This window comes from Polaromonas sp. YR568 (genome assembly GCF_943372955.1).
Taxonomy (GTDB): Bacteria; Pseudomonadota; Gammaproteobacteria; order Burkholderiales; family Burkholderiaceae_C; genus Polaromonas.
Genome location: NZ_CALSAL010000001.1, coordinates 581748 through 595543, shown reverse-complemented (window position 1 = coordinate 595543; position 13796 = coordinate 581748). Strand labels below are relative to the sequence as shown.

13 protein-coding genes are annotated in these 13796 nt (G+C 63.5%); 4 read left to right on the top strand and 9 right to left on the bottom strand.

Annotated elements, in window-relative coordinates; genetic code table 11:
- Positions 1 to 3 precede the first annotated feature (3 nt).
- The 4 genes from AAG793_RS02780 to AAG793_RS02765 all read right to left on the bottom strand — a co-directional run bounded on the left by AAG793_RS02780 (position 4) and on the right by AAG793_RS02765 (position 5626).
- A complete protein-coding gene (locus tag AAG793_RS02780; protein WP_341903711.1) occupies positions 4 to 645 on the bottom strand; it encodes an FHA domain-containing protein in 642 nt (213 codons plus the stop codon).
- A 73-nt stretch (positions 646 to 718) separates the two neighbouring features.
- A complete protein-coding gene (locus AAG793_RS02775) occupies positions 719 to 3016 on the bottom strand; it encodes a transglycosylase domain-containing protein (protein WP_341905393.1) in 2298 nt (765 codons plus the stop codon).
- Positions 3017 to 3145: 129 nt separating this feature from the next.
- Positions 3146 to 4438: an MFS transporter gene (locus tag AAG793_RS02770; RefSeq protein WP_341903708.1), complete on the bottom strand. Its 1293-nt coding sequence runs from the start codon at positions 4436 to 4438 to the stop codon at positions 3146 to 3148.
- On the bottom strand, positions 4439 to 5626 hold the full coding sequence (locus AAG793_RS02765) for a PLP-dependent aminotransferase family protein (protein ID WP_341905390.1): 1188 nt from the start codon (positions 5624 to 5626) through the stop codon (positions 4439 to 4441).
- A 187-nt stretch (positions 5627 to 5813) separates the two neighbouring features.
- Between AAG793_RS02765 and AAG793_RS02760 the strand changes: the two genes are divergently transcribed.
- The 3 genes from AAG793_RS02760 to nth all read left to right on the top strand — a co-directional run bounded on the left by AAG793_RS02760 (position 5814) and on the right by nth (position 7842).
- A complete protein-coding gene (locus AAG793_RS02760; protein WP_341903706.1) occupies positions 5814 to 6761 on the top strand; it encodes a BLUF domain-containing protein in 948 nt (315 codons plus the stop codon).
- A gap of 111 nt (positions 6762 to 6872) precedes the next feature.
- Entirely contained in the window at positions 6873 to 7097 is a 225-nt protein-coding gene (locus tag AAG793_RS02755) for a hypothetical protein (RefSeq protein ID WP_341903704.1), read from the top strand.
- Positions 7098 to 7200: 103 nt separating this feature from the next.
- Positions 7201 to 7842, top strand: coding sequence for an endonuclease III (gene nth, locus AAG793_RS02750; protein ID WP_341903701.1), 642 nt, complete (start codon positions 7201 to 7203; stop codon positions 7840 to 7842).
- A 27-nt stretch (positions 7843 to 7869) separates the two neighbouring features.
- Here the strand turns inward: nth and AAG793_RS02745 are convergent, their stop codons facing one another.
- From AAG793_RS02745 to AAG793_RS02725, 5 genes are all read right to left on the bottom strand, one after another.
- On the bottom strand, positions 7870 to 8307 hold the full coding sequence (locus AAG793_RS02745) for a universal stress protein (RefSeq protein ID WP_341903699.1): 438 nt from the start codon (positions 8305 to 8307) through the stop codon (positions 7870 to 7872).
- A gap of 149 nt (positions 8308 to 8456) precedes the next feature.
- Positions 8457 to 9254, bottom strand: a complete 798-nt coding sequence (locus AAG793_RS02740; RefSeq protein ID WP_341903697.1) for an enoyl-CoA hydratase/isomerase family protein — start codon at positions 9252 to 9254, stop codon at positions 8457 to 8459.
- The gene (locus AAG793_RS02735; protein WP_341903695.1) at positions 9251 to 10450 is read right to left on the bottom strand and encodes a CoA transferase; all 1200 of its coding nucleotides are present in this window, start codon (positions 10448 to 10450) and stop codon (positions 9251 to 9253) included. Before AAG793_RS02735 ends, AAG793_RS02740 begins: the two co-directional genes overlap by 4 nt.
- Before the next feature lie 108 nt (positions 10451 to 10558).
- Complete coding sequence (locus AAG793_RS02730; RefSeq protein ID WP_341903693.1) at positions 10559 to 11533, bottom strand: tripartite tricarboxylate transporter substrate binding protein; 975 nt, start codon at positions 11531 to 11533, stop codon at positions 10559 to 10561.
- Between the two features lie 104 nt (positions 11534 to 11637).
- Positions 11638 to 12858 (bottom strand): aminotransferase class V-fold PLP-dependent enzyme, encoded by a 1221-nt coding sequence (locus tag AAG793_RS02725; RefSeq protein ID WP_341903690.1) that lies wholly within the window; start codon positions 12856 to 12858, stop codon positions 11638 to 11640.
- A gap of 168 nt (positions 12859 to 13026) precedes the next feature.
- Here AAG793_RS02725 and AAG793_RS02720 point away from each other — a divergent pair, with 168 nt between their 5' ends.
- The gene (locus AAG793_RS02720; RefSeq protein ID WP_341903688.1) at positions 13027 to 13737 is read left to right on the top strand and encodes a GntR family transcriptional regulator; all 711 of its coding nucleotides are present in this window, start codon (positions 13027 to 13029) and stop codon (positions 13735 to 13737) included.
- The last annotated feature ends 59 nt before the right edge of the window (positions 13738 to 13796 follow it).

The window sequence follows — 13796 nt, the reverse complement described above, 5'->3', positions numbered from 1 at the left end:
CGGTCACACTTCCTTGAGCACAAACTCCATCTCGGTTCCTGCCAGGTTGAGGATGTCGCGGCTGGCCAGCAGCAAGGCCCGCGGGCCGATGGGCTGGCCGTTCAGCGTGGGCTGAACTGGCCCATCCATGCGCACGACGTAATAGCCGTCACGCCGGTGCGAGATCGACACCACCGCCACGCCCGGCTGACCAAAGGTGGTGACCGCCTTGACCACAGGCACCTCCAGCCCGGCCGAGGTGCCCGACAGCACCCGCAGGCTGGCATGCATGACGCCCGTGGTGCCCGGCAGGCCCAGCGCATCGAGCGACATGGCCATGGTTTTCTCGGGTTTTTCTGGCGCCTCGTGCTCCGACGAGCTGAGGTACTGCACCCGGAAGTTGCCGATGGTGATGACGTCGTTGTTGCGCAGCAGCTGCCGCGACTTGATCATCTGCCCGTTGATGTAGGTGCCGTTGGTGCTGCCGAGGTCCTCGATGTAGACATCGGCGATGCCCTGCAGGTCAAACGCGCAGTGCTCGCCGCTGACGACCAGGTTGTCCAGCACGATGTCGTTGTACGGCTTGCGGCCCAGCGTGGTGCGGTCCTTTTGCAGGTACACATGCTTGATTTCGACACCCTCGACGGAAGCAATCAGTTGCGGCATGGGCTCTCCAGTGCGATGCGAGTGGAACCATCGTAGCCATCTGCCGGCCCGGGCACAAGAAGCAGAGACCCGCTCAGCGCGGGGAGCCAAACACCGGCGCGGAAAACTGTGTGTTGTCACCCTGTATCGGGCCCGCCGGAACCCCGCCCTGCCCCGGCTGACCTGCGCCCTGCGGCGCTGAAGACGGGTCGCGCTCCAACTCGCGCGGGCTGCTGTTGGTGTTGCCAAAGAGCGATGAAAACCAGTCGCCGAGTGCCTGTACCGGATCGACCGGATCGGGCACCACCATCATGGGTGCAGCAAACCGGCTGCGCACATCAATCACTTTGGTACGTAGCGATTGCTGGAAGAACTCGCCCACCATCGGTAGCGCACTGCGGGCACCCTGGCCCCAGCCGTTGCCCATGGTGATGCGGTTGTCATTGAACCCGGCCCAAGCCCCGGCCACCAGTTGCGGATGCATCAGGATGAACCAACCATCGGTGTTGTCCTGTGTGGTGCCCGTTTTGCCCGCCACATCGGCGGTGATGCCATATTGACTGCGAATGCCGGCCCCAGTGCCCTGGTTGATGGCAGCCCGCAGCGTGTCGAGCAGCGTATGCGATACCGGCACAGGCATTGCCGTTTCCGGCAATCGGGGCTGCATGACCTCCAGCACCTTGCCGTTACGGTCTTCCACCTGCAGGATCAGCACGGGCTCGATGTACTGACCTTCGTTGGCAATGCTGGCGTAGGCACTGACCATTTCCTTGAGCGTCACCGGGCTGGTGCCAAGGGCAAGCGAAGGCACCTCCTCCAGCTTGCTCTGGCGCACGCCCAGCGCCTGCGCCAGTTGAGCCACCTGTGGCGGCCCAACCGCCTGCATGACCTGCGCCGTGATGGTGTTCTTCGAGGAAGCGAGGCCCTGACGCAAGGTCATCATCTCGCCACTCGGTCCGCCGGCGTCGGTCGGCCGCCAGAACGCGCCGTTGCCCAACGGAATCTCGATGTCGCCGTCGAGAAAGCGGTCCGAAGGCGACATGCCTTTCTGGAAAGCCGCGCCGTAGACAAAAGGCTTGAAGGTCGAGCCGGGCTGACGGCGCGCCTGCGCCACATGGTCGAACTGGTCGTCAGCAAAGTCGCGACTGCCCACCCAGGCCTTCACATGGCCGTTGCCAGGGTCGATGGCCAGAAAGCCGGCCTGCAGCCGCGTCTTGTCGGCCTGCAGTTTCTGCATGAACGGGGCATTGGCCAGCAGGGTTTTCAGGGCTTCGTCGTCACTTTGACCGGATTCACGGGCAGACTTGAACTCGGGTGATTCGCGCACAAACGAGTCCACCAGTTCCCGAAAACGACCCGTTTTCGCCTGCCACACCGACCGACCGCCCCACTGTCCGTTGGCCAGGCTTTGCAGACGGGTGGTTTGCCGCGTCACAGCCCGGTTGGCCATGGCCTGCAGGCGCGAGTCGATGGTGGTGCGCAGCACCAGGCCATCTGCATAAATGTTGTAATCGTTGCGATCGGCCCACTCAATCAGCCAGCGGCGCAGCTGCTGCGCCACATGGGCCGCCGGGCCAAGTGGCTCGGTCTGCCGCTCAAAGTCGACTTTCAGCGGCGCTTTTTTCAGCCGCTCCAGCCGGGCTGCCGGCAGCTTGTCGTGCTTGACCATTTGCGCCAGCACGATGTTGCGGCGCTGGATGGCCCGCTCCGGGTTGATGACCGGGTTGTAGTAGCTGGTGCCCTTGAGCATGCCCACCAGCGTCGCGCTTTCCAACACATCCAGCTCGTCCGCCGACTTGTCGAAATAGGTGCGTGCCGCCATCTCGATGCCAAACGCGTTGTACAGAAAAGGCACGGTGTTGAGGTAGGTCTCCAGAATTTCGGGCTTGGTGTACACCGCCTCGATCTTCAGCGCCGTGATGGCTTCCTTGATCTTGCGTGTGAGCGTCGGCGCGCGGCCGATCTCTTCTGGATAAAGATTGCGCGCCAGCTGCTGCGTGAGGGTGGAGCCGCCCTGCGTATCCCCAGAAGCGGTTTTCAGCGCGGCAGACGCGATGCGCCGGAAGTCCAGCCCGTGGTGGGAGTAAAAGCGATGGTCTTCGGTGGCAATCAAGGCTGCCGTGACCTGTGGTGAAATGTCTGCGAGCTTGACCCAGTCGCGGTTGGCGCGCCTGAACATGGCCAGCTCCTGCCCGTCGGCCGACATCACCACCGACGGCTTGGCTGTCTTGGCACGGCGCAGATCGGAAATGCTGGGCGTGAATGGAATCAGCACCAGCACATACAGCAGCAACAGCGCAGGAACCGCAGCCACCGCCAGGGCCACGCCGCGACGACTGGGATGGCGCAATCGGGCCATGTAGACCGGGGACTGTGCCGAGAGCCGATCCATGGCAGACCGCACGCGGGCGATGAATGAAGAGATGTGGCGATTCATGGGGAGTCAGAAACCTGACGCGAGTCTAGGCTTTTGGCGGCTGCTGCGCTGTAGGACGCCTGCCCAACCCCAGGGCTTCAACCGTCAAACCGCCAGCCGGGCTGCGGCATCACGCCGCTTCAGGGCCCATGCAAAGTACGCGCCCTCCAGCGCCATGGCGGCGCCACCCAGGGCCACCACGGCGCTGCTGCCGATGCGCTCCACCAGCAGAGCCGCCAGTACCACCCCCAGCGACTGGCCGAGAAACAGGCACGAGGCAAACAGCGACACCGCCGTGCCGCGCGCCTGCGGCATCATCTGCGTGGCGTTCGCCTGCATGGTGTTGTGGAACATGAAAAACCCGAACCCTGCCAGCAGGCTGGCGGGAATGGCCGGTGCCCAGTGTGGCGTGAACGCCAGCACCAGTGCCGACACACCGACCAGTGCGCCGCCCACCAGCACCAGACCCTGCTGGCCCATGCGGCGAATCAGGCGCCGGCCCACCACCATGAAACCCACGCCACCCAAGCCAAACAGCGCCACGATGGCGCCGCACATCGACAGCGGCAAACCCAGGGACCGGTGCAAATGCGAGGCCCACATGGCCAGCACGCCAAAGCCCACAGCGCCCTCCACCACCGCCATCAACAGCACGGTGCGCGACCATTTGCCACTGACAATGACCAGCGCCTGCTTCAGGAAATGCGGGCGTGCAGCAGTGGTGGCCGCAGGCGCGCCCGACGCGACGGGCGGAACAGGTGAGACAGAGACCGTCGCCGCGTTCTGAAGGCGCAGATCGCGGAACAGCAGCAAACCCACCACACTGAAGAGCAGCAGCAGGAACCCGAAAGCCCAGCGCCAGCCCAGCGCGTCGGTGAGCAGGCCACCCATCAACTGGCCACCCACAATACCCAGCGTGCTACCGAGACCGGTGCGGGTCAGCATTTCCTGCAACTGGTCAGCCGGGACCGCATCTCCCACCCAGGCCATCGCCAGCGGAATCAAGGCCGCAGCACCCAGCGCCATCAGAAGCCGCGCAAAAACCAGCGTATCCAGGCTGGCGGCGAACAGCGCCAGGGCACTGCCGATGCAGCAGCCCAGCGTCGCAAAGGTCACCACGCGGAACTTGCCCAGCCGGTCGCCCAGCGGGCCGTAAAAGAGTTGCGACACGCCATAAGTCACGGCAAACACCGACACCACTTGCGCCGCCTGAGGCAGACCCACCGCAAACACCCGCGCCAGCTCGGGCAGCATGGCGTCGCAAATGCGTTGAGCCGCCATGCTGGAGAAGGTGGCCAACGACAGCAACAGGATGGACCGGCGCGTGGCCGCCGAGATGGGTCCGGAAGCCGGCCCGGAGGCTGGTCCGGAGAGCGACCCAGAAGCGTGGGCCGACACTTAGAGCGCCTTGCCCAGCCGCCCCACACCCTCTTCAATCTTTGCCACATCTGCCGTGGCAAAGCTGAGCCGGAAAGTCGACATGTCCGGCTGCGCCGCGTAGAAAGGCGCGCCGGGCACAAAGGCCACCCCCTGCTCAATCGCCTTCTTTGCAAAATCGCCCGCGTCCTGCGTCTTGCCGCCTGCGCCGGTCAGGCGTGCCCAGAAGAACAGGCCGCCTGCGGGCTGGGTGAAGCCCACCGCATCGCCCAGCGTCTGCTGCAGCGCACGGCCCATCGCCGCGGCACGCTCGGCATAAACCTTTCGCACATTCAGCAGCATGGCTGGCATGCGGCCCGCCTTGAGGTACTGCGCCGCCGTGGCCTGTGCAAAGGTGCTGGTGTGCGCATCGCTGAACTGCTTGCACATGGTGGCCTTGGCCAGCAGCTCGGCGGGGGCAATCATCCAGCCCACGCGCAAACCGGGCGACAGTACCTTGCTGAGCGAGCCGCAGTGCGCCAGCAGCTCGCGCGAGCCCGGCACGCTTTCGCTCAGGGCCAGCATTGAAGGCGGTGGAGGCTCGCCAAAATAAAGCTCGCCGTAAGGGTCGTCTTCCACAATCAGCGTGTTGTACCTGACGGCCATCTCCAGCACCTTCTTGCGGCGTTCCATGCTCAGCATGGCACCGCTGGGGTTTCCGAAGGTGGGAATCAGGTAAACGAATTTCGGCTTGTGCTGCGCGATGAGCTGCTCCAGTTCGTCGGTTTTCACGCCCTCGGCGTCAATCGGCGCGCTGATGAGCTCGGCGCCGTAGAGCCGAAAGCACTGGATGGTGGCGAGAAAGGTCGGGCCCTCCACAATGACCTTGTCGCCCGGCGAAATCATGGTCTTGCCGAGCAGGTCCAGCGCCTGCTGGCTGCCGGTGGTGACGATGAGCTGTTCGGCCTGCACGCGGGCGCCCTTGGTCGCCATCAAGGCGCTGAGCTGGTCGCGCAGCGGGCCATAGCCCTCCGTAGCGCCGTACTGGAGTGCGCCGCCCGGTTCGTCTGTCAGCGCCTCGTTGCTGGCTTCGCGAATGCCCTCCACATCGAACATCGCCGGGTCTGGAAACCCCCCTGCAAAACTGATGATGCCGGGCTTGCCCAGCAGTTTGAAAAGTTCACGGATGGCAGAGGTTTCTACGTTGTTCAGGCGGTCGGCGAATTGCAGGGGCATGTTGGGTTCCTTCGAAGCCTCCATTTTCGCCAATATTCACCGTGACACTCACAATCTGTTTCATTCCTTGGGGATTGACGCGGATTTTTCACTTTGGCACCATTGAGCGATGGTCAACAAGGCAGCGCCTTTTGTTGCTGGCCCCGGGGAAGTCGAAGTTGAGCGTGTCGTAACCGCCAGCATGTCCACCCTGAAGGGAGCCATTTTTGGTGAGATGGAACGCATCCGCTCACGCGCGCTCGACAAGAACAACCCCCACGGCATTCACGCCGTGCTGCATTACCAGAGCGGCTGGTTCGTCCATTGGGCCGAAGGGCCATCCGCCGCACTGCGCGGCCTGCTGCAACACCTTCAACATGACCCGCGCCACCACTCGCTGCACACGCTGCACATCAGCCGGGGCTTGCGCCTGCTGCACACACCGTGGTCGATGGCCATGTCCCAGTCGACCGAGCCCGCAGTGCAGTTCGGCCGGCGTGTGATCGCGCTGCGCGAGCAGCTTGAAAAAGGCAAGCAGTACTCACCGCCTTCGGTGCTGCGTCGCCTGTCTGCCCCCATGCAACTCACCCGCGCACAGGCCCTGCCCGACCCGGAGGCCTTTCACCGCGTCGGCATCTGCGCCGCCAGTGGCAATGCCGCGTTTGACATGGTCGAATGGCTGGCAGCGCAACATGGCGAACCCGTGGTGCGGCGCCGGTTCGCCGGGGAGCGCGACATGGACGGCAGCAGCGAATACGTGGATTTCATGGAGAACGACCACCCCTGCCGCATGATTGCCGTGGCACGCACCGGCCTTTCCCACGGACTGCGGCGCGCCTTCCTGCCCGACTGGCCCTACTTCGTGATGCTGTTCACCGGCTCGCCACCCTTTGATGACGACCTCATGACACGCATGGTCGCCGCCTGTGAGGGCCTGCCCGTCGCGCCCTGCCTGCTGGGTGTGGCGCCCGATTCCATCACCCACCAGCGAATGCGCCACATGGCGCAGACCGCCGGGCTGGACTACGTGATCGGTGACATCACCACACCCGATAACTGCGCCGGTATCTGGGAGGTGGTGCGCGAACAGTTGCAGCAGGCTGGCCCACCTCCGAATTCGGCGTGGGACGTACCGCGGCTGGCCGCCTGACCGACTATTTGATCCGCCGCCTGACCAGATTTGCGCAGAAAGACGTCTTTGCCCTCAGTAAACACAGCCCGTCACTCCCAAGCTTTGCTTTCAGTGGCCACATGGGTCTGCATGGGTGCTTCGCTCTGCTTCTGGTTTCTCTATTTCAGTCTGTACTGGCCGTATCGGGATCTCTTCAACGAAGAAGGCCGCTACTTTGATGAGAGCACTTCGGCGGTGTACCACGCGCAGAGCAGCTTGCTGCTCGTTCCGGCGCTGGCTTTTTTAGTGCTGGCGGCAGGCTTAGGCGCGGCCTGGCGGATGCGTCGCCAGGTGGGCCGTGGCGTCGCACACTGACGGGTGTGCGCTGCGCGTGACCCGGGCATCATCCGGAAAAATGCGCTCTTGGGCGACGCGAATGAAACGTGAATGAAGTGAGGCGCGCCGATACACTCTTCGCATGAAATCCGCCGACATCGCCCCCTTCTTCGCCACCCTGAAAGCCGCCAACCCGATGCCGGTGACGGAGCTGGAATACACCAGCGTTTTCGAGTTGCTCACGGCCGTGCTGCTGAGCGCGCAGGCGACCGATGTGGGTGTCAACAAGGCCACGCGCAAGCTCTTTCCGGTGGCCAACACGCCGCAGAAGATTCTGGACCTGGGCCTTGAGGGACTGGAGGCTTATATCAAGACCATCGGCCTTTACCGCAGCAAGGCCAGACACCTGATGGAGACCTGCCGCATCCTGGTGGAGCGGCATGGTGGCGTGGTGCCGCGCAGCCGCGAAGCGCTCGAAGCGCTGCCGGGCGTGGGCCGCAAGACGGCCAATGTGGTGCTGAACTCAGCTTTCGGCGAGGCCACCATGGCGGTGGACACGCACATCTTCCGGCTCGGCAACCGCACCGGCCTTGCGTCCGGAAAAACACCGCTGGAAGTGGAGTTGAAACTGCTCAAGCGCATCCCGGCCGAGTACCTGGTGGACGCGCACCACTGGCTGATCCTGCACGGGCGCTATGTGTGTCTGGCACGCAAGCCGATGTGCTGGCAATGTGGCGTGGTGCCCTACTGCAGCTTCAAGCCCAAGACGCCTCAGCCAGACTGAGGCGCCTGGTGGCTCAACGGGTAATGATCAACGGGTGATGACCACCAGCACGCTGCAGGGCGCACGCTCGATCAGCGCCTTCGACACCGACCCGCGCCACCAGCGCGCCGCCCAGCTGTCCAGATGCTTGTGGCCGACCACAATCAGGTCGGCTTTGTGGGTGGTCGCCTGGCGAACAATGACGTCGGTCGAGTCGCCCGTCAGCACCTCGCCGCGGGCGGTGTGACCGGCCTGCGCCAGCCGCTTGAGCCCGTCGTCCAGCACCGCCTGGTACTTTTCTTTTTCGGCCTCTTCCAGCTCCTCGTTGTACACGCCGCCTTCCACACCGCTGAAACCAAGGGGCAGCGGCATCACCGCAATCAAAAACAGTTCCGACTGACTCCATTGCGCCACTTCGTTGCAGTCGAGCAAGGCTTTTTGCCCCGCCTCGGAGCCGTCATACGCCAACAAGATTCGCTTGTACATATTCCATCCTTGGGCTTGCGGGCAATGCCACCCGTCACACAAGCATAGACCGAAGCCGGCCTGAGTGGTGAAAAAACAGAGCCCTGTTCAAGCCCTTTTCAAACACTTTTCGGATCAGGCAGGCCCACTCGCCGACCGATGGGCAGCAGTCAACGCCCCTGCCATTGCGGGCTGCGCTTGCCCACAAACGCGCTCACGCCTTCGTGGAAGTCTTCGCTGCCGTAGCAACGGTGAATCAGGTCCTCATCGGCGGGCAGGCCGTAGGCGACGATGCGCCGCAACGCCTCGCGGCTGACCTGCTGGGTCACCGGCGCCAGCGCGACCAGGCGGCTGCACAGGCTGGCCGCAGCCTCGTCGATGCCGGAGGCGTCGACCACATCCTTCAGGAAGCCGCAGGCCAGCGCCTCGTCCGCGTTCAGCACCTCGGCCAGCAGCAGCATGCGCTTGACGCGCGGCAAACCCCATACCGCCACCTGACGCGCCAGATTGGCCACCGACAGGCAATTGCCCAAGGTCTTCGCGATCGGTACACCGAAGCGCGAGGCCGGTGTGGCAATGCGGAAATCGCAGGTCGTGGCGATCGCGAGTCCGCCACCAATCGTCCAGCCCTCGATGATGGCCAGCGTGGGCATGGGCAGCGATTCGAGCTTCTGGATGCACTTGTCGATCTGCTTTTCGTAGGCCACCCCATCGTCACCGGCCGGGCGTTCGCTGCCAAAGGCGGTGAACTGTTCGATGTCGGTACCCGCCACAAAGGCCTCGCCACCAGCGCCGCGGAAGGTCACGACACGCACCGATGCGTCGGCTGAGAGCTGGTCGCAGATGTGCATCAGCTGGCTGTACATGGCCCATGTCATTGCATTACGGGCCTGCGGGCGGTCGAACAGCACTGAGGCGACGGGGCCTTCAATGCGAAGGCGTACGGCTCCTTCCTCCGCAGTGCTCATGGTGCGAAGGCGCCCTGCGCTTCCAGCTCCGCCCGACCTGCGGCGTCAATGCCCAGCTCAGCCAGCAGTTCGTCGTTATGTTCGCCAAGCAACGGCGGGTGGCGGCGCACCTGCTGCGGCGTGCCCGAAAGCTTGACCGCAAAGCCGATGTTGGGCACCTTGCCTTCGATCGGGTGGTCAATTTCCATCTTCATCTGGCGTGCAGTGCCATGTTCGCCCTCGAACGCCTCCGGATAGGTCAGGATGGGGCCAGCCGGTATGCCAGCGTCCAGCAGCGTTCCAACCCAGTAGTCCTTGGTCTGCTGCCGGAAGGTTTTTTCCAGCTCGGCTTCCAGCGCAGAACGGTTATTGAGCCGCAGCGAGATCGTCTTGAAGCGCTCGTCGGCCAGCAGTTCCTCACGGCCCATCAGGCGGCAGAGCTTTTCCCACAATTTCTGGTTGTTCGCACCCATCACGAAGTAGCCGTCAGAGCAGGCCATGGCCTGGTACGGGGCGGTCATCTTGTTCGAGGTGCCCAGCGGCTGCGGCGGTTTGCCGGTGCCCCAGTAATCGCAGATGTCCCACACCGAGAAGGCCAGCGCGGTATCGAACAGCGAGGCGTCGACATACTGCCCCTGCCCGGTGTTTTTGGCGCCGATGTAGGCCGACAGCGTGCCGTAGACCGCAAACAGCGCGCAGCCGATGTCGGCCACCGGCACACCGCATTTCACCGGCGGCGAATCGGGGTAACCCGTCACGCTCATCACCCCGGACATGGCCTGCGCCATCAGATCAAAGCCCGGCCGGTCTGACCACGGCCCGGTCTGGCCGAAGCCCGAGATGCTGGTGTAGACCAGCTTGGGGTTGACCACTTTCAGGTCTTCATAGCCGAGACCGAGGCGCTTCATCGCACCGGGACGGTAGTTCTCAATCAGGATGTCGGCGTCTTTCGCCATGCGCAGCAGCACCTCGCGGCCCGCTTTTGATTTCAGGTTCAGCGTGACGCTGCGCTTGTTACGGTTCATGTTCAGGAAGCCCATGGAGTCGGGCCCCTTCATCTTGAAACCCATCGAACCCCGCGTCTGGTCACCCGTGCCCGGCGGCTCGATCTTGATGACGTCAGCGCCCAGATCCGCCAGCAACATGCAGGCATAGGGCCCCGCCATCACCTGGCTGATGTCCAGCACCCGCACCCCCTCCAATGGCAATGGCCTCATACAAGAACTCCAGCAATGTCTTTACCAGTGGCCGCAGTGGAACCGGCTTTGCCGGGCCACATGCGGCGCCCCCTGAGGGGATGATGACCAAAGGTCATCATGGGGGGGTCAACCCTCTCCTTTGACGCCACCGTCCTTGATGATCTTGGCCCACTTGATCTGCTCGGCCGCCATGAACTCGCCGAACTTCTCGGTGGAACCACCGCCGTCCTGCGCGCCCGAAGCCGCCAGCCGCTCCATCACGTCGGGCATCTGCATGACCTTGTTGATGTCTTCGTTCATGCGCTTGGCCATGGCCACAGGCATCTTGGCCGGTGCTGCCAGGCCGTACCAAGTGGTCGCTTCAAAGCCGGGGAAGCCGGACTCTGCCATGGTTGGCACGTTGGCATAGGCAGCAACGCGGTTCTGACGCGTCTGGGCGATTGCAATCGCTTTTCCGCTCTTCACATGAGGCGTCGCGGCCGTCATGGTGTCGAAGCTGTAGTTGATGGTGCCGCCGATCAGGTCGGTGAGCATGGGGCCAGAGCCCTTGTACGGCACGTGGATGGCCTTGACCTTGGCTGCCAGCATGAACATTTCGAGTGCCAGATGCTGCGCGCTGCCGGTGCCGGCAGAGCCGAAGCTGATCTTGCCGGGGTTGGCTCGGCACAGTTCGACCAGGTCTTTCACGGTCTTGGCGGGTTGGCTTTCATTGCAGATCAGCAGGTTGGGCGTGACGCCGACCAGCACGATGGGCTGGAAATCCTTGGCCGGGTCGTAGTTGACCTTCTGCAGGCCGGGGGTGATGGCTTGGCTGTTGATGTGCGCCATCAGCAGCGTCGCGCCATCGCCGGGCTGCTTGGACACGTACTCGGCCGCGATGGTGCCCGAGGCGCCCGCCTTGTTCTCGACAATCACCTGCGTCTTCCACATGTCACCCAGCTTCTGGCCGATGACGCGCGCCAGAATGTCGGTGCCGCCCCCCGGTGCAAAGCCCACGATGATGCGGACCGGGCCGGTCGGCAGGGTCTGCGCCCTCAGCATAGGGGCCGCCAGAGCGGCGGCGGTGGCGGTGGTGGCGTGAATGAAAGTTCTGCGTTGCATGGTGTTGTCTCCTTCTGTATGTGAATGAAAAGAATGGCAAAAAGGCCTGCCCATACGCTGTGGGCGTGAAGTCGGGGGAACTCTGAAAGTCGGGTGAAGCGGACTCAGGCCGCCTTGCGCTGCGGAACCACCGCCGCGTGGCTGGAGAAATAGTCCATCGCGGCCTGCACGCCAGAGCCCGCCAGCTTCACGCCGGCCAGCTTCAGCCCCATCTCGCAGCCGCTGAGGGCAGCCATCAGGGTCAGGTCGTTGCAATCGCCGAGGTGGCCGATGCGGAACATCTTGCCCTTGACCTTGCCCAGACCGGTGCCGAGCGAGCAGTCAAAACGCTCGTAAATGATCTTTCGCACCGCGTCGGCGTCCACACCCTCAGGCGTCATCACACCGGTGAGAATGGGCGAATACACCGACGGGTCGGCGCACTGGATTTGCAGACCCCAGGCCTTCACCGCCGAGCGCACGCCCTCGCCCCAGCGCTGGTGGCGTGCGAACACGGTCTCCAGCCCATGCTCCAGCAGCATGTCACAGGCTTCACTGAGCGCGTACAGCAGGTTGGTGTTGGGCGTGGTCGGCCAGTAGCCGGTCTTGTTCATCTCGATGATCTCGTCCCAGGCCCAGAAGGACTTGGGCAGCGTGGCCTTCTTGCTGGCCTCAATCGCTTTGGCTGACACCGCATTGAAGCTGATGCCGGGTGGCAGCATCAGGCCTTTCTGCGAGCCACTGATGCTGACGTCCACGCCCCACTCGTCGTGGCGGTAGTCGGCGGAGCCCAGACCCGAGATCGTGTCCACCAGCAGCAGAGCCGGGTGTTTGGCGGCATCGATGGCGCGGCGGACGGCTGCGATGTTGCTGGTCACGCCGGTCGATGTTTCGTTGTGCACCACGCACACCGCCTTGATGCTGTGCTGCGTGTCGGCCTTGAGCCGCTCTTCAATCAGCGAAGCCTGCACGCCGTGGCGCCACACCTCCGCACCGGGGTAGGACAGCACTTCGGTTTTAAGGCCCAGGCGCGTCGCCAGCTTTTGCCAGAGCGCGGCGAAATGGCCGGTCTCGTACATCAGCACGTGGTCGCCGATGTTGAGGGTGTTAACCAGCGCGGCTTCCCACGCGCCGGTGCCCGATGCGGGGTAAATCATCACCGGCTGGCGGGTCTGAAACACCTTCTTGATGTCGGCCAGCACCTTCAGGCCCAGTGCTGCGAACTCGGGGCCGCGATGGTCAATGGTGGGCAGGCTCATGGCTCGCAACACGCGGTCTGGCACCGGTGAGGGGCCAGGAATCTGCAGAAAGTGGCGGCCAGTGGGGTGGAAGTCGAGCGTCAACATGAAAGAAAGGTCTCCTGGGGGTCAGTCCGACTACGGCCGGAAATTAAACGGATGGGGCATTTTTTGCATACAAAATTCATTTGTCAATCGAAAATGGAGCTTATTCGGGTTTGTACTGCGCTTGGCAGGTCATTTGACAGGGTATTTTTTTGCATACAAAATCTTGCAATGTCTGCTGAAATCATCTCTATCCCCCGTTCGGCACTGCACGAACAGGTGGCCCACCGGCTGCGCCAGATGCTGGTGGAAAACCGCATCCCGCCGGGCGCCAAGCTCAACGAACGCGAGCTGAGCGAAGAACTCAAGGTCTCCCGCACCCCGCTGCGCGAAGCCATCAAGATGCTGGCTGCCGAGGGTCTGGTCGAGCTGCTGCCCAACCGCGGCGCGATTGCGGTCGAGCTGACCGAAGCCGATGTGCTCAACACCTTTGAAGTGATGGCTGGGCTGGAAGCCCAGTCGGGCGAGCTGGCCGCCCAGCGTATTACCGACGCCGAACTCGCCGAGATCAAGGCCATGCACTACGAGATGCTGGCGGCCTACACACGGCGCGACCTGCCCACTTACTACCGGCTCAATGCCGCCATTCACCGCGCCATCAACGCTGCTGCCAAAAACCCGGTGCTGATGAACACCTACAACCAGGTCAACGCCCGGCTGCAGGCGCTGCGCTTTCGCTCCAACCAGAACGAGGAAAAATGGCGCGAGGCCGTGAAGGAACACGAGCAGATGGTCGCCGCCCTGAGTGCACGCGACGCGGCTGCCATGCGCACCGTGATGGCCAGCCACCTGGCCAACAAGCTCGACACCGTCATCCAGCAGCTGCGCAGCCAGGGCACAGCCGCCCTCACCGATCAGACCGCGAGCGCGTCCAGCGCCTGATCGACCCGTCGCGACCTCTGCACGAGCTGTTGCCCCCAACTTTCAAGCCCGGACCCTGC